Origin of the sequence: Hansschlegelia sp. KR7-227 (genome assembly GCF_049446035.1) — a bacterium.
In the GTDB taxonomy this organism is placed as follows: Bacteria; Pseudomonadota; Alphaproteobacteria; order Rhizobiales; family Methylopilaceae; genus Methylopila.
The window spans coordinates 1,739,353-1,763,111 of record NZ_JBMSEA010000001.1; the positions used below are offsets into that span (position 1 = coordinate 1,739,353).

General features: G+C 72.6%; 19 protein-coding genes. 2 read left to right on the forward strand and 17 right to left on the reverse strand.

Annotated elements, in window-relative coordinates:
- Positions 1 to 72: 72 nt before the first annotated feature.
- The 7 genes from ACO2RJ_RS08125 to ccmI form a co-directional block, all read right to left on the reverse strand.
- Positions 73 to 1,533, reverse strand: coding sequence for a sensor histidine kinase (locus ACO2RJ_RS08125; RefSeq protein WP_423267489.1), 1,461 nt, complete (start codon positions 1,531 to 1,533; stop codon positions 73 to 75).
- The gene (locus ACO2RJ_RS08130; protein WP_423267490.1) at positions 1,517 to 2,209 is read right to left on the reverse strand and encodes a winged helix-turn-helix domain-containing protein; all 693 of its coding nucleotides are present in this window, start codon (positions 2,207 to 2,209) and stop codon (positions 1,517 to 1,519) included. The genes ACO2RJ_RS08125 and ACO2RJ_RS08130 overlap by 17 nt, the downstream gene beginning before the upstream one ends.
- 229 nt (positions 2,210 to 2,438) lie before the next feature.
- Positions 2,439 to 4,037, reverse strand: a complete 1,599-nt coding sequence (locus tag ACO2RJ_RS08135) for a Do family serine endopeptidase (RefSeq protein ID WP_423267491.1) — start codon at positions 4,035 to 4,037, stop codon at positions 2,439 to 2,441.
- A gap of 151 nt (positions 4,038 to 4,188) precedes the next feature.
- Positions 4,189 to 4,674 (reverse strand): cytochrome c-type biogenesis protein, encoded by a 486-nt coding sequence (locus tag ACO2RJ_RS08140; RefSeq protein WP_423267492.1) that lies wholly within the window; start codon positions 4,672 to 4,674, stop codon positions 4,189 to 4,191.
- The gene (locus ACO2RJ_RS08145) at positions 4,671 to 6,656 is read right to left on the reverse strand and encodes a heme lyase CcmF/NrfE family subunit (protein WP_423267493.1); all 1,986 of its coding nucleotides are present in this window, start codon (positions 6,654 to 6,656) and stop codon (positions 4,671 to 4,673) included. Before ACO2RJ_RS08145 ends, ACO2RJ_RS08140 begins: the two co-directional genes overlap by 4 nt.
- Positions 6,653 to 7,195 carry a cytochrome c maturation protein CcmE gene (ccmE, locus tag ACO2RJ_RS08150; RefSeq protein ID WP_423267494.1) on the reverse strand — a complete coding sequence of 181 codons (543 nt, stop codon included), beginning with the start codon at positions 7,193 to 7,195 and terminating at the stop codon, positions 6,653 to 6,655. The genes ACO2RJ_RS08145 and ccmE overlap by 4 nt, the downstream gene beginning before the upstream one ends.
- Before the next feature lie 11 nt (positions 7,196 to 7,206).
- A complete protein-coding gene (gene ccmI / locus ACO2RJ_RS08155) occupies positions 7,207 to 8,331 on the reverse strand; it encodes a c-type cytochrome biogenesis protein CcmI (RefSeq protein WP_423267495.1) in 1,125 nt (374 codons plus the stop codon).
- A 219-nt stretch (positions 8,332 to 8,550) separates the two neighbouring features.
- Here ccmI and ACO2RJ_RS08160 point away from each other — a divergent pair, with 219 nt between their 5' ends.
- Entirely contained in the window at positions 8,551 to 9,711 is a 1,161-nt protein-coding gene (locus ACO2RJ_RS08160) for an NAD(P)/FAD-dependent oxidoreductase (protein WP_423267496.1), read from the forward strand.
- Positions 9,708 to 11,468, forward strand: a complete 1,761-nt coding sequence (locus ACO2RJ_RS08165; protein WP_423267497.1) for an FAD-dependent oxidoreductase — start codon at positions 9,708 to 9,710, stop codon at positions 11,466 to 11,468. The genes ACO2RJ_RS08160 and ACO2RJ_RS08165 overlap by 4 nt, the downstream gene beginning before the upstream one ends.
- 3 nt (positions 11,469 to 11,471) lie before the next feature.
- Here ACO2RJ_RS08165 and ACO2RJ_RS08170 read toward each other — a convergent pair whose 3' ends face one another.
- From ACO2RJ_RS08170 to ACO2RJ_RS08215, 10 genes are all read right to left on the reverse strand, one after another.
- The gene (locus ACO2RJ_RS08170; RefSeq protein ID WP_423267498.1) at positions 11,472 to 11,951 is read right to left on the reverse strand and encodes a glycine zipper 2TM domain-containing protein; all 480 of its coding nucleotides are present in this window, start codon (positions 11,949 to 11,951) and stop codon (positions 11,472 to 11,474) included.
- Positions 11,952 to 12,062: 111 nt separating this feature from the next.
- Positions 12,063 to 13,421: an ATP-binding protein gene (locus ACO2RJ_RS08175; protein ID WP_423268936.1), complete on the reverse strand. Its 1,359-nt coding sequence runs from the start codon at positions 13,419 to 13,421 to the stop codon at positions 12,063 to 12,065.
- A gap of 113 nt (positions 13,422 to 13,534) precedes the next feature.
- A complete protein-coding gene (locus ACO2RJ_RS08180; RefSeq protein ID WP_423267499.1) occupies positions 13,535 to 14,203 on the reverse strand; it encodes a response regulator transcription factor in 669 nt (222 codons plus the stop codon).
- Between the two features lie 80 nt (positions 14,204 to 14,283).
- Entirely contained in the window at positions 14,284 to 14,907 is a 624-nt protein-coding gene (locus ACO2RJ_RS08185) for a PepSY domain-containing protein (protein WP_423267500.1), read from the reverse strand.
- A gap of 123 nt (positions 14,908 to 15,030) precedes the next feature.
- The gene (locus ACO2RJ_RS08190; RefSeq protein WP_423267501.1) at positions 15,031 to 15,687 is read right to left on the reverse strand and encodes a hypothetical protein; all 657 of its coding nucleotides are present in this window, start codon (positions 15,685 to 15,687) and stop codon (positions 15,031 to 15,033) included.
- 10 nt (positions 15,688 to 15,697) lie between these two features.
- Entirely contained in the window at positions 15,698 to 16,075 is a 378-nt protein-coding gene (locus ACO2RJ_RS08195) for a hypothetical protein (RefSeq protein ID WP_423267502.1), read from the reverse strand.
- 53 nt (positions 16,076 to 16,128) lie between these two features.
- Positions 16,129 to 16,944: a M15 family metallopeptidase gene (locus ACO2RJ_RS08200; RefSeq protein WP_423267503.1), complete on the reverse strand. Its 816-nt coding sequence runs from the start codon at positions 16,942 to 16,944 to the stop codon at positions 16,129 to 16,131.
- A gap of 114 nt (positions 16,945 to 17,058) precedes the next feature.
- Positions 17,059 to 17,886: a class I SAM-dependent methyltransferase gene (locus tag ACO2RJ_RS08205; RefSeq protein WP_423267504.1), complete on the reverse strand. Its 828-nt coding sequence runs from the start codon at positions 17,884 to 17,886 to the stop codon at positions 17,059 to 17,061.
- 193 nt (positions 17,887 to 18,079) lie between these two features.
- The gene (locus ACO2RJ_RS08210) at positions 18,080 to 19,564 is read right to left on the reverse strand and encodes a DUF2793 domain-containing protein (RefSeq protein WP_423267505.1); all 1,485 of its coding nucleotides are present in this window, start codon (positions 19,562 to 19,564) and stop codon (positions 18,080 to 18,082) included.
- Between the two features lie 211 nt (positions 19,565 to 19,775).
- The gene (locus tag ACO2RJ_RS08215; RefSeq protein ID WP_423267506.1) at positions 19,776 to 23,711 is read right to left on the reverse strand and encodes a baseplate multidomain protein megatron; all 3,936 of its coding nucleotides are present in this window, start codon (positions 23,709 to 23,711) and stop codon (positions 19,776 to 19,778) included.
- Positions 23,712 to 23,759 lie beyond the last annotated feature (48 nt).

Consider the following 23,759-nt stretch of genomic DNA (forward strand, 5'->3'; position numbering starts at 1 on the left):
GCGCGATGCGCGGCTCCGGCGCAGGGCTTGCCACGGCTCCGGGCGGGAGGCAACCCGACCGGCGACGCGTCACTACTCCGCGGCGGCCCGCTCCTCCGGCTTTCGTTCGGGCGCGGCGAGCAGCGGCCGCTCGGGCGGGCCTTCGAGCGCGCCGCTGCCGACGCGGGTCAAAGTGAGGACGGCGCGCAGGCCGGGCGCGTTGTCCTCGAGCGTCAGCGCGCCGCCATGGAGCCGCGCCACCGCGGCGGCGAGCGCCAGTCCAAGCCCCGAGCCCGGCCGCGAGCGGCTGGTGTCGAGGCGCACGAAGCGCTCCATGGCGCGCCCGCGGTCGGCGGCGGGAATGCCGGGGCCGCGGTCGGCCACGACGATGAGCGCGTCCTGGCCGGCGGTCGTCGCGGACACCGTGACCTCGCCGCCCTCGCCTGCGCCGTAGTTCAGGGCGTTTTCGACGAGGTTCGCGACCACCTGCCCGATGAGCTCGCGATTGCCGAGCACGACGACCGGCGCCGGCGCCTCGACTTTCAGCGTCGCGCCCCGCTCCTCGGCCAAGGGCTCGTAGAGCTCGACGACCGTGCGGGCGACGTCGGCGACGTCGATGTCGGCGAGCTGGCCGCGGGCGCCCCCGGATTCCGCGCGCGCGATCAGCAGCAGCGCGTCGAAGATGCGGATCATGCCGTCGGCCTCGGCGATCACGCGCTCCATGCCGACCTGCCAGTCCTCGTCGGTGCGGGCGTCGCGCAGCGCCGCCTCGGCGCGGTTCCGGAGGCGCGTGAGCGGCGTCTTGAGGTCGTGGGCGATGTTGTCGGAGACCTCCTTCAGCCCGGCCATCAGCTCGTTGATGCGGTCGAGCATCGCGTTGGTCGCCTGGGCGAGCCGGTCGAACTCGTCGCCGGAGCCGGTCACGGCGAGACGTCCCGTCAGGTCGCCGGCCATGATCGCCTTGCTGGTCTCGGTCATCGCGTCGAGCCGCTTCAGCACCCGCTTCGCCACGAACACGCCGCCGGCGAGGCCGAGCACCACGACGAGCGCCAGCGACCACTGCACGGCGTTCGCTATGACGGCGGACAGGCGCTCGCGCTCCTCGGTGTCGCGCCCGACCAGAAGCCGGTAGCCTCCCGGCAGCACGAAGACGCGCACGACCGCCGGATAGGGCGCGGTCGCGTCCTCGCCGACGCGCTGATAGGGCAGCTCGCGTTCCCCGGCCTCGGCGAGAGAGGACCCCGGCAGCCCGGCGACGTTGCCGGCCAGCACGTCGCCTGTGAAGGTCGTCAGCAGATAGAGCGAGCCGCCGGCCGAGCGGTTCGAGCGTTCGTCGACCACGGCGACGAGCTTACGGATGCCGCCCTGGCGGTACTGCTCGGCGAGGCCGGTGATCTCGGCGTTGACGGTGGCGTTCAGCTGGCCCGCGATCAGCGCGTTGGCGTGCCAGGACACATAGGCCAGCACGACCGTCGTCAGCACCGCGAACACCGCGAGATAGGCGAGCGCCAGCCTGAAGGCGGTGGTGCGGAGAAGCTTACCGAGCGCCGTCACGGATCATGTATCCCGCGCCGCGCACGGTGTGCAGCAGCGGCTTGTCGAAGCCCTTGTCGATCTTCGAGCGCAGGCGGGAGACATGGACGTCGATCACGTTGGTCTGCGGATCGAAATGATAGTCCCAGACGTGCTCGAGCAACATGGTGCGCGTGACCACCTGGCCGGCGTTGCGCATAAGGTATTCGAGCAGGCGGAACTCGCGCGGCTGGAGCGGGATGTCCTGTCCGCCGCGCGTCACCGTGTGCGACAGCCGGTCGAGCTCGAGATCGGCGACGCGGTAGACGGTCTCGGCGGTGGCCGGACCGCCGCGCCGCGACAGCGCCTCGACGCGGGCGAGCAGTTCGGCGAAGGCGTAGGGCTTGGTCAGGTAGTCGTCGCCGCCGGCCCTGAGGCCCTGCACGCGGTCGTCGACCTGGCCGAGCGCCGAGAGGATCAGCACCGGCGTCTTGGCGCCCTCGGCGCGGAGACGGCCGATCAGCGACAGCCCGTCGAGCTTCGGCAGCATGCGGTCGACCACGAGCACGTCGTAAGTCGATCCGGTCGCGAGCGCATAGCCGTCGAGCCCGTCCGCGGCGTGGTCCGCGACGTGGCCCGCTTCGGCGAAGGCCTTGACGACATAGGCCGCGGCCTCGCGGTCGTCCTCGACGATCAGCAGCTTCATCGACGACGTCATGACGCGCCTCTCGATCCTCGGCAAGCGGCCGAGCGGCAGGATGAGCTTTGGGAAGGCGAACTGGTTCGACGCGCCTCCCCGGCCGAGGCGAGGGAGACGACCTCGGCGGGGAGCGCGAAGCGCGCGGAACGGCGGACGGTGGGGGAAGACCGTCCGCCGCTCGCACCAGAGGTCCGGCGCGCCGCGGGGGGTCGGCGCGGGATCGGACCCCTCGGCGAAGGGCTGTGCGTCAGCCCTTGCCGATCTCGATCGCCACGAAGCGGGTGGCGTCGGCGCGCTTGACGAGGAGCAGCACGGCCTTCTTGCCGTCCTTCTGCGCCGCGTCGAGCTGTCCGGTCACGTCGGAGACCGAAGACACCGCCTTGCCTCCCACGCGCAGGATCACGTCGCCCTGCTCGAGCTTGCCGGCGGCGGCGCCGTCGGTGTCGACGTCGGTCACGACCAGGCCCTGGTCGCCGGCGCCGGCCATGCGGGCGGCCGGGGTCACCTCGATGCCGAGCTTGACCTTGGCCGAGCCCTTCGAGTCGGAGTCCTCGTCGCCCTGGTTGAGCGAGGCCTGCTTGGGCTCGTCCGGCAAGGTGCCGAGCTTGAGCTCCTTGGTCTCCTCGCGGCCGTCGCGCCAGATCGTCAGCGTGACCGGCTTGCCCGGATCCATCGAGGCGATCTTGCGCGACAGCGCGCGGGCGCTCTCGATCTCCTCGCCGTCGACCTTGATGATCGTGTCGCCGGATTTGAGGCCCGCCTTCTCGCCGGGCGTGCCCTTCTGGGCTTCCGCGACGAGCGCGCCTTGGGCCTTCTTGAGGCCGAGGCTTTCCGCGATCTCGTCGGTGACCGGCTGGATCTGCACGCCGATGTAGCCGCGGGCGATCTTGTTGCCGGTCTTGAGCTTCTCGACGATGTCGGTCGCGACCTCGGAGGGGATCGAGAAGGCGATGCCGACATTGCCGCCCGACGGCGAGTAGATCGCGGTGTTCACGCCGACGACCTCGCCCTTGAGGTTGAAGGTCGGGCCGCCGGAATTGCCGCGGTTCACCGCCGCGTCGATCTGCAGGAAGTCGTCATACGGTCCGGCGCCGATGTCGCGGCCGCGGGCCGAGACGATGCCCGCCGTCACCGAGCCGCCGAGGCCGAACGGATTGCCGACCGCGACCACCCAGTCGCCGACGCGCGGGCCCTCAGGGCCTGCGAACTTCACGTAAGGGAAGTCCTTGCGATCGCTCTCGACCTTAAGCAGCGCGAGATCGGTGCGCGGATCGGTGCCGATGACCTTCGCCTTGAAGGTCGTGTCGTCGTCCTGCGCGAGCTCGACTTCCTTCGCGCCCTGCACGACATGGTTGTTGGTCACGACATAGCCGTCGCCGGAGATGAAGAAGCCGGAGCCCTGGCTCATGCCAAGCCGCGGCCGCTGACCGGGCATGCCGGGTCCTCCCGGACCGCCGGGACCGCCGCGCTGGCCGAACTCCTTGAAGAACTTCTTCAGCGGGTGGTCGTCGGGCAGACGGTCGAGGCCCGGAATGCCCGGGATCGCGCCGCCCGGCCCGCCGGGGCCCTGCGCGGTCTCCTCGTCGTCGGTGGCGACGTTCTTCACCCGCACGCTGACGACGGCGGGCTTCACGCGGTCCACGACGTCCGCGAAGCTCGGCAGCGCCGGAGCGGCCTGCGGCTGGATGGCGGAGGATTCAGCGAGCGCCGGCGTGACGCCGGTGGTGAACGCGCCGGCTCCGAGCGCGCCGGCGACGCCGAGCGCGAGCGCTGACGCGATCACCGTCTTGCGGCGCCGGGCCAGAAACCCGCCGGCGCTGTTAGGCGTGGGTTTGTCGTTCGTCATGTCGGTTCAGTCTCCCAGCGGAAATCCTGTGCCCCATATGGGGGTTCGCCGGAGACATTCACCGGTCCGGCCTTACCGGCCGCTGGCTGAGCGATGAAATATCGGTAAGCCGCGGCGCCGTTTCGCCGCAAGCCTTTCGGCGAAACCCCGCTCAGACCGTTTTCGGGTCCGTCCCGTCCGGGCCCAGCAGCGCCTCGAGGCGGACGCGCTCCTCCTCCGTCAGCCCGTCCGCCGGCGCGGCGCGGCGGCGCGCGCGCATCGCCCAGACCAGGTACCCGCCGAGCCCCAGGACAAGAACGCCCGGCGCGAGCAGCCAGAGCACAAGGGTCTCTCCGCGGAAGCGCGGGCGCAGCAGCACGAACTCGCCGTAGCGCTCGACCAGGAACGACAGCACCGCCTCGTCGCTGTCGCCCTTCGCGACGCGCTCGCGCACCAGCAGGCGTAAATCTTTCGCGAGCGGCGCGTTGGAATCGTCGATCGACTGGTTCTGGCAGACCATGCAGCGCAGCTCTTCGCCGAGCCCGCGGGCGCGGGCCTCGAGCTTGGGGTCGGCGAGCTGCTCGCCCGGCTGCACGGCCAGCGCCGGCCCGGCGAGCACCGCCAGCAGCGCGGCGAAGAGGAGGACGACGCGGCTCATTCCGCCGGCTGCATCGCAGGCGACGGACGGGCGGCCTTCCGGGGAGCGCCCACGCGCAGGCGCCGGTCGGCGAGCGACAGGCATCCGCCAAGCGCCATCACGACCGCGCCGAGCCAGATCAGCAGCACCAGAGGCTTGTACTGCAGCCTGAAGCCGGTCGCGCCGTCGGTCCGCGCCTCGGCGGTCGCCGCGTAGAACTGCGAGACGCCGAAGGTCGCGATGCCGGATTCCGCGATGTCCTGCCGGCGGGCGAGATAGAACCGCCGCGCCGGCTCGACGGCGGCGACGATCTCGCCGTTCTTGCGCAGGGTGAGATGGGCGGCGGTCGCCCGGTAGTTCGGCCCGTTGCGCGCCTGGGCGCCGTCGAACGTCACCTCGAAGCCGGACAGCGGGACCGTGTCGCCGGGCTTCAGCGCCACGACCGCCTCGCTCGACCAGGCGGTCGCGCCGACGATTCCGAGCAACGTCACGCCCATGCCGGCATGCGCCAGCGCCCCGCCCCAGGAGGAGGTCGGCAGCCCCTTCGCGCGCCGCAGGCTCTCCGCCGGCGGCGCGCGGAACAGTTTCGTGCGCTCGGCGATCTCGGCGAAGGCGCCGACGATCGTGAACAGCGCGATCCCGACGCCGATCGGCGCCAGCGTCGGACCGCCGCGGACGAAGCCGGCGACGAGCGCCGTGCCGAGGATCGCCGCGCCGAACGCCCAGATCACCCCTTGCGCGGCCCGCAGCGCGTCGCCGCGCTTCCAGGCGAGCAGCGGCGCGAGCGGCATCAGCAGGAAGACCGGCAGCATGGTCGGGCCGACGGTCGCGTTGAAGAACGGCTCGCCGACCGAAATCTTTTCGCCGGTCGCCGCCTCCAGAGCGAGCGGATAGAGCGTGCCCACGAACACCGCCGCGCAGGCCGCCGTCAGGAAGATGTTGTTGACGACCAGCGCGCCCTCGCGGCTCACCGGCGCGAAGATGCCGCCCTGCTTCAGGACCGGCGCGCGGAAGGCGTAGAGCGCGAGGCTGCCGCCGACGAAGACGGTGAGGATGGCGAGGATCGCGACGCCGCGTTCGGGGTCGACCGCGAAGGCGTGCACCGAGGTCAGCACGCCCGAGCGCACGAGGAAGGTGCCGAGCAGCGACAGCGCGAAGGTCAGCAGCGCGAGCAGGATGGTCCAGACCTTGAGCGCCTCGCGCTTCTCCATCACCACCGCCGAGTGCAGCAGCGCGGTGCCGGAGAGCCAGGGCATCAGCGAGGCATTCTCGACCGGGTCCCAGAACCAGAAGCCGCCCCAGCCGAGCTCGTAATAGGCCCAATACGAGCCCATCGCGATGCCGAGCGTGAGGAAGCACCAGGCCATCAGCGTCCAGGGCCGCACCCAGCGCGCCCAGGCCGCGTCGACGCGCCCCTCGATCAGCGCGGCCACCGCGAAGGAGAACGCCATCGAGAAGCCGACATAGCCGAGATAAAGCAGCGGCGGGTGGATCGCGAGGCCGGGGTCCTGCAGCAGCGGGTTGAGGTCCTGCCCTTCGAGCGGCGCCTGGACGACGCGGGCGAAGGGATTGGACGTCCCCAGCACGAACAGCAGGAACGCCGTCGAGATCATCGCCTGAACGGCCAGCACGTCGGCCTTCAGCCGGTCCGGCAAATTGCGTCCGAACAGCGCGACCAGCGCGCCGAACAGCACCAGGATCAGCACCCAGAGCAGCAGGGAGCCCTCATGGTTCCCCCACACGCCGGAGATCTTGTAGATCAGCGGCTTCGCCGAATGCGAGTTCTCGACCACGTTGAGCAGCGAGAAGTCGGACGTGACGTAAGCGTGGGTCAGCGCCGCGAAGGCGCCGCCGACCAGCACGAACTGCGCGACCGCGAGCGGGCTTGCGAGCGCCATCAGCGCCGCGTCGCGCCGGCGCGCGCCCCACAGCGGCAACGTCGACTGCAGGATCGCGAGCGCGAGCGCGAGGACGAGCGCGTAATGTCCGGTCTCGGCGATCATGGCGCCTTGCCCTCCGGCGTCTCGCTCTTTGGCGTCTCGCCCTTCGGCGTCTTGGCGCCGTCCGGCCGCCATTCGCCCTGCGCCTTGAGGCGGTCGGCGACGTCCTTCGGCATGTAGTTCTCGTCATGCTTGGCGAGCACGCTGTCGGCCTTGAAGACGCCGTCCTGGCCCATCGCCCCTTCGGTCACCACGCCCTGCTTCTCACGGAACAGGTCCGGCAGCAGACCGGTGTAAGTCACGGGCATCTCGGCCTTCATGTCCGTTACGACGAAGCGCACGGTCGTTCCCTCATGAACGATAGAGCCTTCCTTGACGAGCCCGCCGAGACGCATCCGGACGCCCGACCCCGCGTCGCGGCCGACGATCTCGCTCGGCGTGCGAAAGAACACCAGCGTGTCATTGAACGCATTCAGGATCAGCGCGACGGCGGCGACCAGAACGATCCCGATCAGGCCGAGCATCGCGAGCCGGCGCCGCTTGCGGGCGCTGGCGCGGCGGCGCGGCGTGGGAAAGGCGGAGGAGCCGGCGTCGATCGTCATGTCGCTACCCTTTACGCGCCCGGCCCTTCGAGACCAAGTCCGGCCGCCAGCGCGTCGAGCCGCGCCGCGGCCCGAACGTCGCCGGAGAACTTGGCCCGCGCCGCGTTGAGATCTGCTTTCGCCTTCGCGGCGTCGCCGAGCGCGGCGCGCGCCCGGACCAGGCGCAGCCACTCGCCGACGTCGCCGCCCTGCGCCGCCAGGCGGTCGCCGAGCCCGTCGACCATCGAGCGGATCATCGCGGCCCGCTCCTCCGGAGTCTTCTTCGCGACGTCCGGCGTCGCCTCCGGCATCGGCATCGCCGGGACTTCGGCGAGGCGCTGCAGTTCGTCCTTCACCGCGTCGCGATACGGGGCGTCGGCCGGCGCCTTGTCGAGCAGGGCCTTCAGCCGGGCGACGGCGCCCTTGAGGTCGCCGTCCTGCCAGGCGCCGCGGGCGAGATAGAACGCGCCCTTCACGGAGGGCTCCTCGCCCTGCACGGAGCGCTCCAGCGCTTGCCGGGCGTCGGCGGTCACGACGCCGTCGGCCGCCGCGATCAGCGCCTCGCCGCGGTCGGCTTCGCGTTCCGGCGTCGAGCCGAGCAGGCGGATCGCGTTGGCGAAGGCCTGCGCCGCCTCGTCGGGGCGGTCGAGACGCATATAGATGGGGGCGACCGCCGCCCAGCCGCGCCCGTCGCTCGGGTTCTTGGCGAGCGCCGCTTCGACGCGAGTCGCCAGATCCTGAAGGTTCGAGGCGTCCAATTTCCCGCTCGTGCGGCCGGCGAGCGGCATGTCCGGCATCTCGGGCTGGCCGATCGCGGCGTACCCCCCGAGCGCGATCAGCGGCACGCCGACGAGCGCGACGACGGCCGCGATCCTGCGCCGCGCCGTCGCGCCGTCGGCGCGCGAGCCTGGCTCGCCGTCGCGACCGGTCGCCGCGAACAGGCGGCGCGCCACCTCGGCGCGCGCGCTGTCGGCTTCCGCCGCGCCGATCAGGCCGCGGTCGCGGTCGCGCGCGATCTCGTCGAGCTGGTCGCGATAGACCGCGACGTCGGCCTCGGAGGCGTCGACGGCGGCCGTCCGGCCGCGCGCCAGCGTGGCGAGCACGACGAACACGGCCGCGGCGGTCATCGCGGCGAATATGATCCAGAGCGCGGTCAACGCGCCGGCGTCCCGGACGGCGGCTCAGGTCGGCGAAGTCGTGCGGCGTCGAAGGACATCACGGGATCGAGAAACATCCGATTGTGGCGCAAAGGCGCGTGAGGGGCGAAAAAGCCGTCGCGCGGGCTGCCCGACGCGTCGCAGCGCTTTATAGGCATTATAGAACGCCGCGCATCTGCGCTTCATCACCTTTTCGGCGAAGGCCCATTGTTCCCACGCATGGCTCTGCCCTGGCCTTTCGGAGCGTTCGGCCGATCGCGCGCTCCGGCCTTCGACCCCCGGCTCCGCGCCCTGACGCGCGACGCGTATGACCTCGTCGTGGTCGGCGGCGGCGTCCGCGCGCTCGCGCTGGCGCGGGCCTGCGCGCGCCACGGGACGAGCGTCGCGCTGATCGCTCCGGGCGAGATCGCGGGGGCCGCCGAGGAGCGCGCCTGGCCCGTGGCGCGGTCCGCCCATGTCGATCCGCTGCGCATGGCGGCGCATCGCGCCGGACCCAAACGCATGGTGAAGCTCGCGCGCAAACTGCCGCTCGCGGTCGACTGGGAGCGTTCGGGCTGCCTTACGATCGCCGACCGACCGCATGAGATCGAAACCCTCACGGAGGTCGGGCTTCGCGCCAAGGCGATCGGGGTGGACGCCTGGATGGTCCCGCCGCGCGAGGTCGCGGCGCTGAGCCCGCCGGTCGCGGACGGGTCGGGCCTCGCCGCGGCGCTTCACGACGCCTCCGCCGTGACCGTCGACGTCGACGCGCTCGCCTTCGCGATCGCCGACGACGCGGCCGCCGCCGGCGCCGAGCTGGTGGACTCCACGCTGGTCGAGGCGCTGGAGCGCGACGGTCCGAAAGTCACGGGCGTGCGCCTCGCCGACCGGACGATCCGGGCGCGCTCCGTCGTGCTGTCCGACGATCTCTCCGCCATCCGACTGGTGCGCGAGGGCAAAGGCCGGCTCTCGCTGAAGCGCGAGGAGCGCCTGATCCTGACCACGGAGCCCGACGCGCCGTCGATCGGCCCCGCGCTCGTGATCGACGACGTGACGGTGGCGCGCGACCTGTCCGGCGCGATCATCGCCTCCGGCCCGGTCGGCGACGACGCGCTGGCCCGGCGGCTGGTGGCGCTTGCGCCCTCCTTCGCCCGGCTCGCGGTCGTCGGCGAGGAGCCGGTGACGGTGTGGACCGGCGTCGACGGCCGCTCGCAGGTGGGCGCGGCCGAGATCGAGGGGCTGTGGCTCTCGCTCGGCTTCGGCCGCGAGGCGCTGTCCGCCGCGCTGCCGGCGGCGAAGCACCTCGCCACGCTGCTCGCCGGACGGACGCCGGACCCGGCCTTCGACCCTTACGCGCCGACGCGGCGCGCGCCGATCCGCGAGCGGGAGACGACGCCATGAGCCCGTCGGGCCCGGACGCGCCGCCCGCAAGCGGTCCGCGGCGTCTCGCCCGGTCCGCGCCCGGCCGCTTCGGCGCGCGCGTCGACCGCGACGAGCCCGTGGGCTTCCGCTTCGCCGGCAAGGCGCTCTCCGGCCTTCAGGGGGACACGCTCGCGAGCGCGCTGCTCGCCAACGGCGTGTCCGTGCTCGGACGAAGCCTCGACCTCGGCCGGCCGCGGGGGCTGATGGCGATCGGTCTCGAGACGGCGGCCCAGGTCGCGCTCGACGTCGGCCCGCGCTCCGTGATCGCGGCCGCGGAGCGCATAGCGGTGCGCGAGGGCATGAGCGCTCGCCCGGTCGATTCGGCGACGCGGCGGCTCATCGCCCAGCTCGCGGCCGCGTCGCGCGCCGAGCGGCGGACGCTGCCCATCCCCCAGCGGGCGCTCGAACGCCTGCGCCGGCACGTCCCGCTGCCGGCGCCGCGCGCGGCGATCGCGGAGGCGCTCGACGGCGCGCGCATCGAGACATGCGACGTGGCGGTCATCGGCGCGGGCCTCGCGGGACTCGCCGCGGCCTCCGCCCTCCGCGCGGCGGGCCTCGAGGTGCGGGTGATCGAGGCGGATGCCCGCGCCGGCGGCGTCGCCGACCTCCATGAGGGAACGGTCGACGGCCTGCCTCTCGCCGCCTGGGCGCAGGGCCGCGCGGACGCGCTGCGCGATCGCGGCGCGCTCGCGCTCGGCGCCGTGGCGGTCGCCGTCGACCCCGACGGGACGGTCACCGCCCTCGAAGCCGCAGACCCGCGTCGGCCGGACCGTCGGTCGCTGAAGCTGTTCGCGGCGAAAGTGGTCGTGCTCGCGACGGGATCGCGCGAGCGGCCTCTGGTCTTTCCGGACAACGACCGACCGGGCGTCATGCTGTCCGGCGCCGCGCGGGCGCTGCTCCGGCGCCATGCGGTCGCGCCGGGAGGGCGCGTCGTGGTCGCGACCGCCTCCGACGACGGCTACCGCACGGCCGCCGATCTCCGGGACGCTGGCGTCGCCGTCGAGCTGGTGCTGGACTCCCGACCCGATCCGCAAGGACCCGCCGTCGACATGGCCAAAGCGCGGGGCGTCGCGCTCAGTTTCGCCACAATGGTCGCCGGCGTGGAGTTCGACGCCGGCGCGCAGCGCCTCACCGGGGTCAGGGTGGAAAACCGCTTCGGCGAAGGCGCGAGCGTCGGCGCGCGCGTGATCCCGGCCGACGCGCTCGTCGTGTCCGGAGGCTTCGCGCCGCGTGACGAGCTCGCTCGCAGGTCAGGCCTCGGGGAGGAGCATGGTCTGTTCGAGGCGCGGTCGGGGGCCGGCGCGGCCGACGCCGTCGCGAACGGCTGGGCGGCGGGCGTCGCCGCCGCGTCCCGCCTCGGCGCCGCGGTCGACGTCGAGGCGCCGAGGGTCGAGGCGCCGCGCGACGAAGCCGACGAGCCGATCGCCGCCTATCTCGCCCGCATCTCGCCGGCGACCGCCTCTGCGGCCTTCGTCGACATCGCGGCGGACGTCACCTGCGCCGACCTCTCCGACGCCGTGCGCGCCGGCGCCAGCGGCCCGATGGCGCTCGCGCGGCGGCTCGGCCTCGGGCTCGGACCCGACGGCGGCCGGCTGTCGGCCGACCTCGCGGCCGAAGCCTTCGCCGTCGTGCTCGGCGCGGAAGCCGCCGGCCGCCAGCCGCCTCTGGCCCCGCCGTCTCCCGGTCGCGCGACGCTCGGTCTGCTCGCGGCGCGGTCCGGCTTCCGGCAGGGCTGAGCCTCAGTCGATCGGGACCCAGCGGCCGCGCGGGCCGCGGCAGGACCGGCCGCGCTCGACGACGACCTGGCCGTTCGGCCGGAAGATCCGCCGTTCGAAGGTCCGGCAGCGCTCATAGTCGCGTCGCACATAGGTCGGGCCGACGACCACCGTGCCGCGGTACTCCCGCGACCGCCACTCATAGGGCCGGCCTTCGTCGCCGCGCTCGAGCGCGTCGTACTCGGCCTCCTCGGCGCGAAGGCGAGCGTCGTCGTCCATGGCCGCCCCGATCCGGTTGCCGAGCAGGCCGCCGACGCCGGCGCCGATCACGGTCGCCGCCACCCGGCTGCCGCCATGGCCGCCGACCGCGTTGCCGATCAGCCCGCCGCCGACCGCGCCTGCGACCGTGCCGAACCCTTCGCCTTCGCGGCCCGGTCCGCAGGCCGCAAGACTGGCCGCGAGGCCGCACACGGCCGCGACGGCCGCCAGTTTGGTTCTACGCATTGGAATCCCCCTGTCCCGCCGCGGCCGACCCCATGGCCGATTCGGCGATCGCAGGGAGAAGGCCGCCGGAATTCGGCGAAAGCTTGGAGGCGAGCCGGCGGTTCCGCGGCGTCAGACGCCGGGCAGCGTGAGGTCGCAGCGCAGGCCGCCCTCGGGCGCCTTGGCGAGCGCGAGCCGGCCGCCATACATCGCGGCGAGTTCGCTCACGATCGCCAGCCCCAGTCCGGAGCCCGGCTTGGTCTCGTCGAGCCGCTTGCCGCGGGCGAGCACCTCGGCGCTCTGCTCGGGGGTGAGGCCGGGCCCATCGTCGTCGACCAGCACCCGCAGCTGCGGCCGTCCGTTCGGGCCGGTCGCGGGGCCGTAGGGCGCGGCCGAGATGGCGACGCGTCCCTTCGCCCATTTGCAGGCGTTGTCGACGAGGTTGCCGACCATCTCCTCGAGGTCCTGCCGCTCGCCGCGGAAGCGCAGATCCTCGGTCGCCTCCACGGCGATCGCGAGATCGCGGGTGCGGTAGACCTTCTCCATGGTGCGCGCGAGCGCCTCGACCACCGGCTTCACCGGCGTCGTGTCGCCGGCGAGCGCGACGCCGGCCGACAGCCGGGCCCGCTCGAGATGATGGTCGATCTGCCGGCGCATCAGCACCGCCTGCTCCCGCACCTTGGCGGCGAAGGCGCCCTCGCCGGCGTCGGCCTCGTTGGCGATCACCGACAGCGGCGTCTTCAGCCCATGGGCGAGATTGCCGACATGCGTCTTGGCGCGCTCGACGATCTCGCGGTTGACGTCGAGCAGCGCGTTGAGCTCGCCCGCGAGCGGCGCGATCTCCTGCGGGAACGCGCCGTCGAGGCGTGAGCGGCCGCCCTGCCGGATTTCGACGAGCTGGGCGCGGATGCGGGCAAGCGGCCGAAGGCCGAAGCGGACCTGAAAGCCCGTCGCCACCACGAGTCCGAGGCCGAGCAGGAGGAAGCTGATCAGCAGCGTGACGTTGAAATCGGCGATGTCCTTGTCGATCTCGCCCGCCGCGCCGCCGATGGCGATGAGGTAGCGGCCGTCCGGCCCGAGATCGACCGTGCGCTCGACGATCCGAAGCCGTCGTCGCTCAGGACCCGCCGCGTAGCCCTCGCGCGTTCCGACGACCGTCTCCTTGACGCCGAGATCGGCGAGCCGGGGAAGCTCCTCCTCGAACAGCGACTTGGACGTGGTCGATTCCGTCGGCTCCTTGTCGAGCCGCGTGATCTGCCAGTACCAGCCGCTGAGCGGCAGGTCGAAGCGCGGCTCGCCGAAGGAGCCCGGATCGTCGCGGCTGAAGGTTCCGTCGGCGACGCCCGCGACCAGCGTCTTGAGATAGACGTGCAGCCGCTGGTCGAAGCCGCGCTCGACCGAGCGGGTGTAATAGGAGGAGAGCGTCACGCCGCCGATGAGCAAGGTCGCCGTGGTCCAGAGAGCCGCGGAGCTGAACAGCCGGACCGCAATCGACGCGGCCTTGGCGGGCGGCCGCGCCGTCTCGGCCGTCGGGTCGCGCGGCGAGGAGGCGGCGGCGGACGCGCCGACCGGAGGGCCCCCGTCCGGCCGCTCCGCGGTCGCGCTCACGCGTCCTCGGGGGCCGCGAGCAGGTAGCCGAGCCCGCGGACGGTCTGGATGATTTCGGAGCCGAGCTTCTTGCGCAGGCGGCCGACGAACACCTCGATCGTGTTGGAGTCCCGGTCGAAGTCCTGATCGTAAAGATGCTCGACGAGCTCGGTGCGCGACACCACCCGCCCCTGCTGATGCATGAGATAGGCGAGCAGGCGGTACTCGTGGCTCGTCAGCTTGATGGCGTGGCCGTCGACGGTGACGCGGCCGGCCCGCGTGTCCAGCCGCACGGGCCCGCACAGCAGCTCGTTGGAGGCGTGGCCGCTCGCGCGCCGGAGCAGAGCCCGAAGCCGCGCCAGCACCTCCTCCATGTGGAAGGGCTTCGCGACATAGTCGTCGGCGCCGGCGTCGAAGCCCTGCACCTTGTCCGACCAGCGATCACGCGCGGTGAGGATTAGCACCGGCGTGGTCTTGCCGCCGCGCCGCCATTCCTCGAGCACGGAGATGCCGTCCATCTTCGGCAGACCGATGTCGAGCACGATCGCGTCGTAGGGCTCGGTGTCGCCGAGGAAATGACCTTCCTCGCCGTCGAAGGCGCGATCGACGGCGTAGCCGGCCTCGGTCAGCGCGGTCACGATCTGGCGGTTGAGGTCGGGATCGTCTTCGACGACGAGAAGGCGCATGGGTCGGGTGCTCTAGCGGGCTCGGCCGGCGATCTTGCCACGCCGCGCGCGCCGCGTCCCGCGTTCCGCCGCAGCCCGCCTCACCGGACGCCGACCAGCTTGCCGTTGACAGCCTCGACCCGAACGCGGGCGACCTTGCCGTCGCCGTTCAGCAAAGTGAGCTCGTAGGCGAGCGCGCCGTCATAGGTGCAGAGCTTGTAGTCGATGACCTCGCCGTCCCAGGCGTCCCGCGCCGAGCGCACGGCCTGCGCGAGCGTCACGGCGCGTTTGGCGGAGATCGCGCCGCGCGCCTCGCGGCCCGACAGGCAGTCCTTGCCGCCGATCGCGCCGGGGGACCGCGGCGCGGTCGGAGGCGGGGCGCGCGGCGGTTCGGCGGCCCGCGCCGCCGCGCGGGCGCGGTCGAGATCGCCTTCGCCTTCGCCAACGGCGCGGGCCGCCGCGCGTGCGCGCTCCAGCCCGTCACGATCGTCGCGGGACCCCGGGCGGTTCGCGTCGCCCGGCTCGCGCGCCTGCGCCTCGACGTTCGGCGGCGGGGGCGCTACGGCAGGAGGCGGCGCGCGATCGATCGGGACCATCGGCTGAGGCATGTCGAACGGGCCGCCATTCTGCACGACGAGAACGGCGCCCTCCTGCGCCAAGGCGGACGTGGCCGGCGCGGCGAGCGCCGCGAGCGCGCTCCACGCGATGAAAAGCCTCCAGTTCATACGCTCGAGGCTGCCATGGTCGCGCTGAACCCGCGATGAATGCCCGGTGTGGTCCGTCCGACGCGCATCGTCATGCTTTGCAAACTAGGCGCTCATACGGCCCGCGCAACGCCGGCGACCGTCTCACCTGCCGTTCGGGAGGCGCATCCGCTCGACGCGGTCGAGCCGTTCGCGCAGGTCGATGATCACGTCGCGCGCGCCATAGATCGACCCGAGCGCCTGTTTGAGGTCGTCGATCTGGCGCTGCGCGCCGGCGACAGCGAGGTCCTGCGAGCGCCAGCGCTCCTGATGCTCGCCGCGCGGCACGACCTGGCCTTGCGCCTCGCGCGCCTGCGCCTCCAGGGCCTTGAGCGCGGCGTCGAGCCGCGCGAAGCGCGCCTCGTTGTCCTGCCGCAGGACGAGGCGGTTGCTCTCGTAGGTTCCCTTGAAGTCGGAGAACGTCGCGAGCGGCGTCATGGTCTGGCCAAGGGTCGCCGTGTCCCGCTCCAGCCGGAAGATCGCGTCCACCACCGGCGTTTTCGCAAGCTGGCCGCCTGCGATCACGATCGCGAGCACGACGCCCATGGCCGACACGATCGTGCCCCAAGGCGTGCGCGACCGGTCGTCGAGCCGCGCCGACAGGCCTGCGAGCTGCGCCGACACCTCGCCGATCCGGCCGGTGAAGAGCTGGTTGAGATCCTGCACGCCGCGCTCGAGGCCGTAGACCCGCTGTTCGAGCGCCGCGAGCTTGGCGTCGTCGCGGTCATAGGCCGCCGGATCGCGGCGGAGCGGGGCCGTCATCGGCGTCTCCTCAGGCGAGCGGCCGGGTCGTGGTCTCGCGCCCGTACCATGCGTAGGCCGCGCCGATCAGCGACACGAGGGTCGCGACCACCGTCGCGGCGTCGCCCTCGGCGAGCTCGACTCCGGCAAGCCGTCCCAGCGCGACCAGCAACGGCGCGCCCGCGGCCGCGGCGATGCCGCGCAGCGTCTGGCTTTCGAAGCGGCGGACGGGCTCGAGAGCCGGCGCGATGCGCGGGTCGGCGACCACGTCGTCGGCGACCCGGCGGGCGGTGGCGAGCGCCGCGCCGGGGGTGGCGGCTCCCGCCAGCGCCGCCTCGCGGATGACGCCGGCGGCGGCGTCGACGATGGCGTTTTCGAGCTTCGGTCGGGTGATCGATCGAGGGGACATCTCGGTCTCCGGAAGTTTGAAATGGCAGGGGCGAAGGACGGCGGGCCGCGGCGCTACAGCCGGACCGCCTGGACGTGCATCCAGTCGTAGTTCCGCGCGCGGCCGAGGCTGACCCAGCCTTCCGCCTCCCAGAACTCCCAGAAGCGCGCGGCGTCGGGGCGGGCGAGCCTCGCCTTGTCACGGCCGGAGCGGAGCGGGTTGCGCTCGGGGTCGAAATCGATCGCGGCGCCATAGGCGTGCATCGACCAGGCGGAGCCGCCGCGCATCTTCCGGACGTTCAGCGCTCCGCCGAACAGATCGAGCCCGAGCTCGCGGATGCGGGCCTCGCCATAGTGGTCCTTGACGCGGGCCAGCACGCGGCCGGCGCTCGCCGCGACTTTCAGATGGAGCGAGACGCGGGTCACCACGACCGTCCGGTCCCAGGCGAGGCGCATCGGATAAGGCAGCGCGAGCAGCGTCTGCCCGGTCCCGACCGCGCCGAAGAAGCGCGCCGCGCCGCTCTGGGCGGGCCAGGCCGGCGCGCCGGCGGGCGCCGAGCCCGTCGGACCGAGCAGCGCGGCGAGGGCTGGCGCGGCGTCGCCGCCGCGTTGGGCGTTCTGCCAGCGCTCCCAGGCGTCGCGGGTGTTCGGGCCGACGAGGCCGTCGATCACCGACGACGCGGGATAGAAGCCGAGGTCGGCGAGGACGGCCTGCTCGGCCGCGACGCGCAGCCGCGCCTCGCCCCAGCGCGCGGTCCGGCCGGCTCCGACGCGGCCCGCGACGAACAGCCGGATGGCGGCGCGGGTCTTCGGACCCGCCATTCCGTCGATCGCGCCGTCATAGGCGCGCGCGAGCGCAAGCGCCCGCTGCAGGGAGCGGTCGTCGATCATGTCGGATCTCCGGGCACGAAAAAGCCCGCCTGGAGGGCGGGCTGGATCAGGGGCGAAGCGACGTCGCCGGCGTCAACCGGACGAGCCGCCGCCGATCGGCGGCTCGTCCAGGCTTCAGGTGTATTTGCCGGTCACGAAATCGCTGATCAGGTGCGCGACGAACTCGCGGTGCAGATGCGTCCGCTGCTTGGACATGGCCTGCATCAGATAATGGAGTCTCTGGTCTCTCGTCATGCCAAGCCAGGTGAACTCCGCCGTCATGGTCGCCGGAACTTTCTTATGGCAGACGAAGATGACGTTGCCGCGCCCGGTGTCTCCCCCTCGCGTAAAGTACTCCTCGAAATACTCCATCACGACCACACTGTAAGGCAGCGTGTGGAACAGGTAGTCCTGCATGATCAGGATGGAGCCGACGTCGAGGCTCGGGAAGAACTGACGCACCACGTTCGCCGTGACGAACGGGTCCTTCATGACGTCGACATAGAGCAGCTCGATGGGACGGCCGTCCCAGGTCACGTGACTGACGTTGGCCTTGGTCACCTTCAGATAGTCTTTGAACGCCGCCGTCTGGGCGGCGTGGATGCCGAGGAACCCTCCGTCCTCGTCCAGGGTGAACTTCGTGTATTTGGTGATGTAGTCGCTCTCGAACGTTCCCTTGAACTGGTCGAAAACGTTGATCCTCTTGGATTTTTGTTCCGGCCTCAGGTGCGGATTGCTCTGAAGGCCCGATGCGAGAGAGACCGAGGAGGCACCGAGGAACGTGCCGAGCTCCACGATCTCGCCGACTCCGGCGTAGAGCGCGGACGTCAGCCACGACAGCAGCTTGCGCTCGATCGGATCCGACATCCCGACGACGTCCCGCGCCGGCGGGGGCGCGACGTAGGTCAGGTTGTTCCACGGCTCGCCCTGCAAGAACGTGATCAGTTCACTTGTAGCAAGCATCCGCGCCTCTCGCCTGTATCGCTGAGCGAGTGCTAGCACGGCGAGCCTAAGAGACTCCAGAGATCAGCGCTCACTTCCTGCCTGCGGCGCGCCGCGGGCGGAGCGTGCGGCGTCCGCGCGGCCGCATGTCTGGCGACGTCGGCGTCGAACCGCTGCCGCAGCGGGTTGTCGGGGCGGAAACGCCCGTCGTCCGTCACGCCATCGAGACGACCCAAGCCTCGCCGCGGGCGCCGTTTCCGCCTTTCCCCGAGGACAGGCCGTTGCGGCCTGCGCCTCCTCCCCCGCCCGCGCCGCCCGGGGCGGAGCCTGCGCCGCCCGCCCCGCCCGCGACGGCGTGGCCCGCAGCGCCTCCACCGCCGCTGTTGCCGCCGATCAGGGTGATCCCGAGCTCCACGATGGCGGCGCCCGCGGCGCCGGCCCCGCCCGGGCCCGCGCCGCCCGCCGTGGTCCCGCCGAGGCCGGTCCCGACGCGGGGAAAGCCGCTCGCGCCGCCGGCGCCTTCGGCGTTCGCCGCGGTGAGGCCGCCGCCGCCCCCGGCGCCCGCCGCATAGCGCCCCGGGCCGCTCGACCCGCTCGCTCCGGCGAGCGTCGTCGCCGCCCCGCCGCTCACGTCGGCGCAGGGCGGAAGGAAGCGGGCGCCGGACGACAGGCCCGCCGCGCCCCCCGCAACGGCGCCGCCTCCGCCCTGGTTGCCGAACACGCTGGTCTGAAGATAGCCGCCGAAGGCGCTCGCGCCGCCCTGCGCGCCGGCGGCGCCGTTCGTGTCCGCCGTCGTGACCGCGGCGCCACCCGCGCCGCCGGCGCCGACGGTCACGGCGACGGTCGCGGGCAGGTCGGCGGCCGCGAACTCGGCGTCGCACATCGTGCCCGGCGCGGCGCCGCCGCCGCCGGCGATCGCGACGCTCGCCCCGCGGAGGCCGCCCGACCCGCCGCCTCCTCCGCCGCTGCACAGCATGACGCGGACGCGCTTCGCCCAGGCCGGCTTGGTCCAGACGCCCGACGCGACGAACTTGTCGACCTTGACGCGCGGCGTCTGCGGCAGGTCGACCGCGCCGGTGGCCGGATCGACCGCGAGCGCGGTCGCCCATGCGGCGCCGTCCGCCGACACCTTCAAGGCGAAGGCGTCGGAGCCGGCGATCCCGAACTCGGCGCGGCCGGAAAAGCCGCGCTGGAACAGCACGCTTGCAGTGTCGCCGACGCCCGCCTTGTTCAGCTTCACCTGCACGCCGGCGCCGTCATGGTTGAACAGCACGGCCTGCGAGGCGACCGCGAAACGGTTGACGAGGTCGGCGGTCGCGTTGACGCCGAGATGCGCCAACGCGTCGAGGCTCGCGAGGCTGCCGAGCGCGGAGACCCAGCCGCCCGGCAGGAAGACGAGCAGCGCGCCCTCCGCCGCGACATAAGCGAGCCAGCCGGGCTTCGGCGCGACGAAGACCCAGACGCCGTCGAGAAAGGCCGCGATCTCGCCGTCATGGCCGGCCCACGCGCCCGTCGCGGCCGGGCCGACGATATGCCGATCGCCTTCGGCGGGGCCGCCCGGAGGAGCGGTCAGCGTGCGGTCGAGCACGCCGAGCTGCACCAGCGCGTCGAGCCGCCGGAACGCCTCGTTGACGGTGACGTGCTTCTGCGCCTGCGACGGCGCGAGATAGCCGAGGCCGAGATGCGGGCTCGCGGTCATGGGAGGGCTCCGGATGTGGGATTTCGCGCCGAAATTCGGCTCTGGAGAGGTCCGTCACGCGCGCAGGCGGAGCCGCGCCGCTTTCGAACAAAGCTCGTCATGGTCCGGCTTGACCGGACCATCCACGTCCGGCGTCGAGCGCGACGCCCGGGATGGGTCCTCCGGTCGAGCCGGAGGACGACGGCGGAGCCATAAGGGCCAGCGCCCCTGGTCAGAGCGCGAGCGTCGCCCGCGCCGAGACGCCCGCCCCGACCGTCGCGGACAGCTGCCGGACGGCGACGTCGAGCGCGTCCGGCGCCGCGCCGAAGTCCGCCATCTGCTCGCCGTGCGCATACACGGCGGCAGGCGACGACGCCTCGATCGTCCGCGCGACGACAGAGCCCACGAGGATGTCCACCTCGTAGGCCTCCACGTCCTCGCCGAGCCGCGCGTCGCGGGCATCGAAATCGTCGCCGCCGATCCGGGTGCGCCGGATCCACGAGATCGTCACGTCGCCGGAGCCCGGGTCGCGTCGCGCCGAGACATGGACCGGCGACAGCGGCATGAGCCCGCGCGCGCCGATCCGCGCCGTCGTCGCGACATAGGTCGCGTGGTTGCGCGGGCGGGTGGCGGGCCCGGCCCGCCACGGAAGCTCAAGGCCGCGCTCGGTCGCGGCGACCGTCGACACCGGCGTGCGGGCGTCGATCAGCGCGAAGCTCGCGCCGGCCGGCGTCGGATCGCCGATCGCGTCCTCCGTGCCGAACTGGCCGCGCAACAGGCGGGTCAGCCGCCAGACGCCGGCGCCGACAAGCTCCGCGGTCGCGAACTGCAGCACCTCCCAGCCGCCCGACGGCCCGCGGACGGCGACCATGTTCGCGCCCTTCAGGACGGCCGCGTCGCTGCGGCTCTCGAGCGTCCGGTCCGGCCCGATCTCGACCTCCAGCGCGTTCGCGCGGTCGAAACGGCCGCTGGCGTGGACGCCGAGCGGCGCCGTCAGCACGCCGAGCGTCGCCGGTCGGCGCAGGATCTGGTCGAGCGCATAGGTCTCGCCGTCGTCGGCGCGGTAGACCGCCATCGGCGTCCAGGGCGCGGCGTAGGCCGCGAGCCGCGGCGCATGCGCCGGCTCGTCGCCTACGATCAGCGGCAGATCGAGCACGTCGAAGACCGGCGCGACCGCCCGTCCCGGCGAAGGCGGCGGCCGCGTCACGATCTCGATCGGCTCGACGTCGCGGGCGTCCGGATCGTCGCGCGTCGCCTTGACGGGGCGCGAGAACTCCTCGCCCACCTCGTCGAGCCGCATCAGCGTCGTGCGGCCGTTCGCCGTGAAGGCCACGCGGTCGCCCGGCTCCAGCGCGAGCCGACCGGGCGGCAGCGTCCACTCGCCGCGTTCGCGCGCGACCGAGGCCTCGATCAGCATGCCGTCGGCGAGTCCTTGCGCCTCCTCGGCGGTGAGCGCGAGCGGGAAGGCGGCCTCCGAGACCGCCCGTCCCTCGCCGGCGAGCCGCCGGGCCTCGACCGCGCTTTGCCGAAAGTCGGCGTCGGGATCGACATGCCGGAGCTTCAGGCTCTGCGGAATCTCGGAGGCCTGGGCGCGCGTCATCCGGAACGCCGGCGTCTTCTCAGTCCCGTCCGCCAGATCGTCGGGCGTCAGCGCGGCGACCGGCGCCGCCTTGCGGTTGGCGATGCGGATCGCCGCGCCGCGCGCCAGCGCCTCCGCGCCGAAGGCGTCGATCAGCGGCTCGATCGCCTCGCGCGCGCTCATCACGCGGTCGAGCGTGTAGCCGCGGACCTGGCCGTCGAGATCGTCGAGGTCGAAGGCGACGCCAAGCCCGCGGCCGATGTCGGCGATCACGTCGGAAAGCCTCGCCGAGCCGAGCCGCCCCGTCAGCCAGTGCCCGAGCCGCCAGTTCGAGGCGTCCGCCCACACGTCGGACATCGCGGGAAACGCGGCCGCCGGCCGCGCGTCCCAGGTCCAGACGAAGCGCCGCGCCAGGTCGAGCATCGGCTCGCCCGTGACGGCCGAGACCGGGTTGCGCCCGGGCGTCGCCCAATGCGTGAGCTGGGCGGAAAGGAAGGCGCGCTGGGCGCGGTCGTCGCGCCTTCCGCTCGAGAAATACGGGATGAAGGATTCCGAGGATTTCGGGTCGACGAACACGTTCGGCTGGTTCGCGCCCTTGTCGATCGCGGGGCAGCCGAGCTCGCAGAACACGATGGGCTTCGACTGCGGGACCCACGCCGTCGGCGCAGCCGAGCGCACGCCGCCCGGCCGATCGTGATGGGCGTTCTCCCACCAGGAGCGGATGTCCTTGATCCGGAACGCCCAGTGCTCGCCATGCGCCGTGTCGACGATCGGCGTGCGGATCTGCGCGTCGCGGTCGGCGGGGCTCGCATAGAACCAGTCGAACAGCTCGCCGCCCTCGACATTGGCGTCGAGATAGGCGGCGTCGTAGGGCCCCTTCCAGCCGGCGACGGCGTCGAGATGGGCCGAGCCCTCACGCCAGTCGGCGAGCGGGGCGTAGTTGTCGATCCCGACGAAGTCGACATTGTCGTCCGCCCACAGCGGATCAAGATGGAAGATCACGTCGCCGGAGCCGTCGTCCGGCCGGTGGTTCGCGAATTCCGTCCAGTCCGCCCCGTAGCCGATGCGCACGTCCGGCCCGAGCGTCGCCCGCACGTCGGCTGCGAGCGTCTTCAGGGCGGCGACCGCGGGATAGGCGCCCGTGTCGTCGCGCAGCCGGGTGACGCCCACCATCTCCGAGCCGATCAGGAACCCGTCGACGCCGCCGGCGGCCTGCGCGATCCGCGCCATGTGCAGCACGAAGCGGCGATAGGACCATTCGTTCGGCCCGCCATAGGTCACGGTCAGGCGTTCGGCGTGCCAGCCGAAATCGCCCGGCGCGGCCTCGCCGAAGAAGTGGCCGACGCGCTCGGCGATCACCGCCGTGCCGTCGGTCGTGAAGGGCAGGCCCGGCGCCGGCGAGCAGGTGATGCGCCCCCGCCAGGGATAGGCCGCCTGCTCGGCGCCGCCGTAAGGGTCGGGCTTCGCGTTGCCTGAGGGCACGTCCATCATCACGAACGGGTTGAGCGTCACCTTCAGCCCGCGGGCCTTGAGCTCGGAGATCGCCTGGAACACGGAGAAGTCCGCCGGCGCGCCGCCGATTGCGGGCTCGCCGTCGATCAGGCTGACGGTCTCGATGTCCTCGCGCTCGAAGTTCGAGACGCGCCACTTCTTCGGCCGGGTCTCCTTGGCCTGCGTCTCCGGCCTGGGGCGGATCTCACAGAGGTTCACGCGCAGGTCCGTGCCGTGCCAGGCGACGACCAGCGAGACATGGCTGACATTCGGCGCGAGCGCCGCGAGATCGTCGAGGGAGGCCACCAGATCCGCCCGGTCGCCGCCGACATGGGCGTTCTCGGCGGCCCAGGCGCCGAAGCCGGTCTTGCGCTCGATCGCCTCGGTCGCATAGGCGAATTCCGAGGCGCCGGGGATCAGCGTCACGCCCGTCAGCAGGTCCTCGAGCTGCGGCGTCGCCGCCGGCGGCCGGCGGATCACCTCGACGGTGATCTGCGGAATGCGGTTGCCGAAGCGCTCGAGCGGCAGCTCCTCGAACACGAGATAAGCGAGCCCGCGATAGGCAGGCGCGTATCCCGCCCCTTCGACCGCGACGATCTTCGGGTCGGGAAGCTGGTCCTCCGTCCCCGTGTAGAGCCGCATTTCGTAGTCGCCGGTCTCGAGCGGCTCGCCGTCCGCCCACACCCGACCGACCGCGCCGATCGGCCCCTCGCAGAGTCCGACCGCGAAGCTCGCGGAATAGGCGTAGGTCGTGCTCTCGACCTTGGGGCTCGACCCCTTGCCGCCATGGGTCTCCGTGGTCGCGGTCTCGCGGAAGCGGCTCGCCCAGATCACCTGCCCGCCGACGCGCATGCGGCCATAGACGCGCATGACCGGCGCGCCTTCGGTGGAGGCGGTGAGCTTGACGTCCTCGAGCCGCGGCCCGGTCGTTTTCGAGGTGGAGCCGAACAGCGTCTGGTCGATCGCGGAGCCCGCAAGCCCCCCGATCGCCCCGCCGAGCGCCGCGCCCGACAGGGTCGCCCCGAACAGCGAGATTCCGCTCGGCAGCAACGCCCCGCCGAGCACCGACCCGATCGCGGTGAGGGCGAGCACGGCCATGGGGACATCCTTGCTGCTTCTTCCCTTCTCCCCTTGCGGGAGAAGGTG

What these genes read in the sequence shown, in the direction of transcription:
- ACO2RJ_RS08130 (WP_423267490.1), bottom strand. Translation starts at nt 2,209, where the DNA reads ATGACGTCGTCGATGAAGCTGCTGATCGTCGAGGACGACCGCGAGGCC.
- ACO2RJ_RS08135 (WP_423267491.1), bottom strand. Translation starts at nt 4,037, where the DNA reads ATGACGAACGACAAACCCACGCCTAACAGCGCCGGCGGGTTTCTGGCC.
- ACO2RJ_RS08140 (WP_423267492.1), bottom strand. Translation starts at nt 4,674, where the DNA reads ATGAGCCGCGTCGTCCTCCTCTTCGCCGCGCTGCTGGCGGTGCTCGCC.
- ACO2RJ_RS08145 (WP_423267493.1), bottom strand. Translation starts at nt 6,656, where the DNA reads ATGATCGCCGAGACCGGACATTACGCGCTCGTCCTCGCGCTCGCGCTC.
- ccmE (WP_423267494.1), bottom strand. Translation starts at nt 7,195, where the DNA reads ATGACGATCGACGCCGGCTCCTCCGCCTTTCCCACGCCGCGCCGCCGC.
- ACO2RJ_RS08160 (WP_423267496.1), top strand. Translation starts at nt 8,551, where the DNA reads ATGGCTCTGCCCTGGCCTTTCGGAGCGTTCGGCCGATCGCGCGCTCCG.
- ACO2RJ_RS08165 (WP_423267497.1), top strand. Translation starts at nt 9,708, where the DNA reads ATGAGCCCGTCGGGCCCGGACGCGCCGCCCGCAAGCGGTCCGCGGCGT.
- ACO2RJ_RS08170 (WP_423267498.1), bottom strand. Translation starts at nt 11,951, where the DNA reads ATGCGTAGAACCAAACTGGCGGCCGTCGCGGCCGTGTGCGGCCTCGCG.
- ACO2RJ_RS08180 (WP_423267499.1), bottom strand. Translation starts at nt 14,203, where the DNA reads ATGCGCCTTCTCGTCGTCGAAGACGATCCCGACCTCAACCGCCAGATC.
- ACO2RJ_RS08185 (WP_423267500.1), bottom strand. Translation starts at nt 14,907, where the DNA reads ATGAACTGGAGGCTTTTCATCGCGTGGAGCGCGCTCGCGGCGCTCGCC.
- ACO2RJ_RS08190 (WP_423267501.1), bottom strand. Translation starts at nt 15,687, where the DNA reads ATGACGGCCCCGCTCCGCCGCGATCCGGCGGCCTATGACCGCGACGAC.
- ACO2RJ_RS08195 (WP_423267502.1), bottom strand. Translation starts at nt 16,075, where the DNA reads ATGTCCCCTCGATCGATCACCCGACCGAAGCTCGAAAACGCCATCGTC.
- ACO2RJ_RS08200 (WP_423267503.1), bottom strand. Translation starts at nt 16,944, where the DNA reads ATGATCGACGACCGCTCCCTGCAGCGGGCGCTTGCGCTCGCGCGCGCC.
- ACO2RJ_RS08205 (WP_423267504.1), bottom strand. Translation starts at nt 17,886, where the DNA reads ATGCTTGCTACAAGTGAACTGATCACGTTCTTGCAGGGCGAGCCGTGG.
- ACO2RJ_RS08210 (WP_423267505.1), bottom strand. Translation starts at nt 19,564, where the DNA reads ATGACCGCGAGCCCGCATCTCGGCCTCGGCTATCTCGCGCCGTCGCAG.
- ACO2RJ_RS08215 (WP_423267506.1), bottom strand. Translation starts at nt 23,711, where the DNA reads ATGGCCGTGCTCGCCCTCACCGCGATCGGGTCGGTGCTCGGCGGGGCG.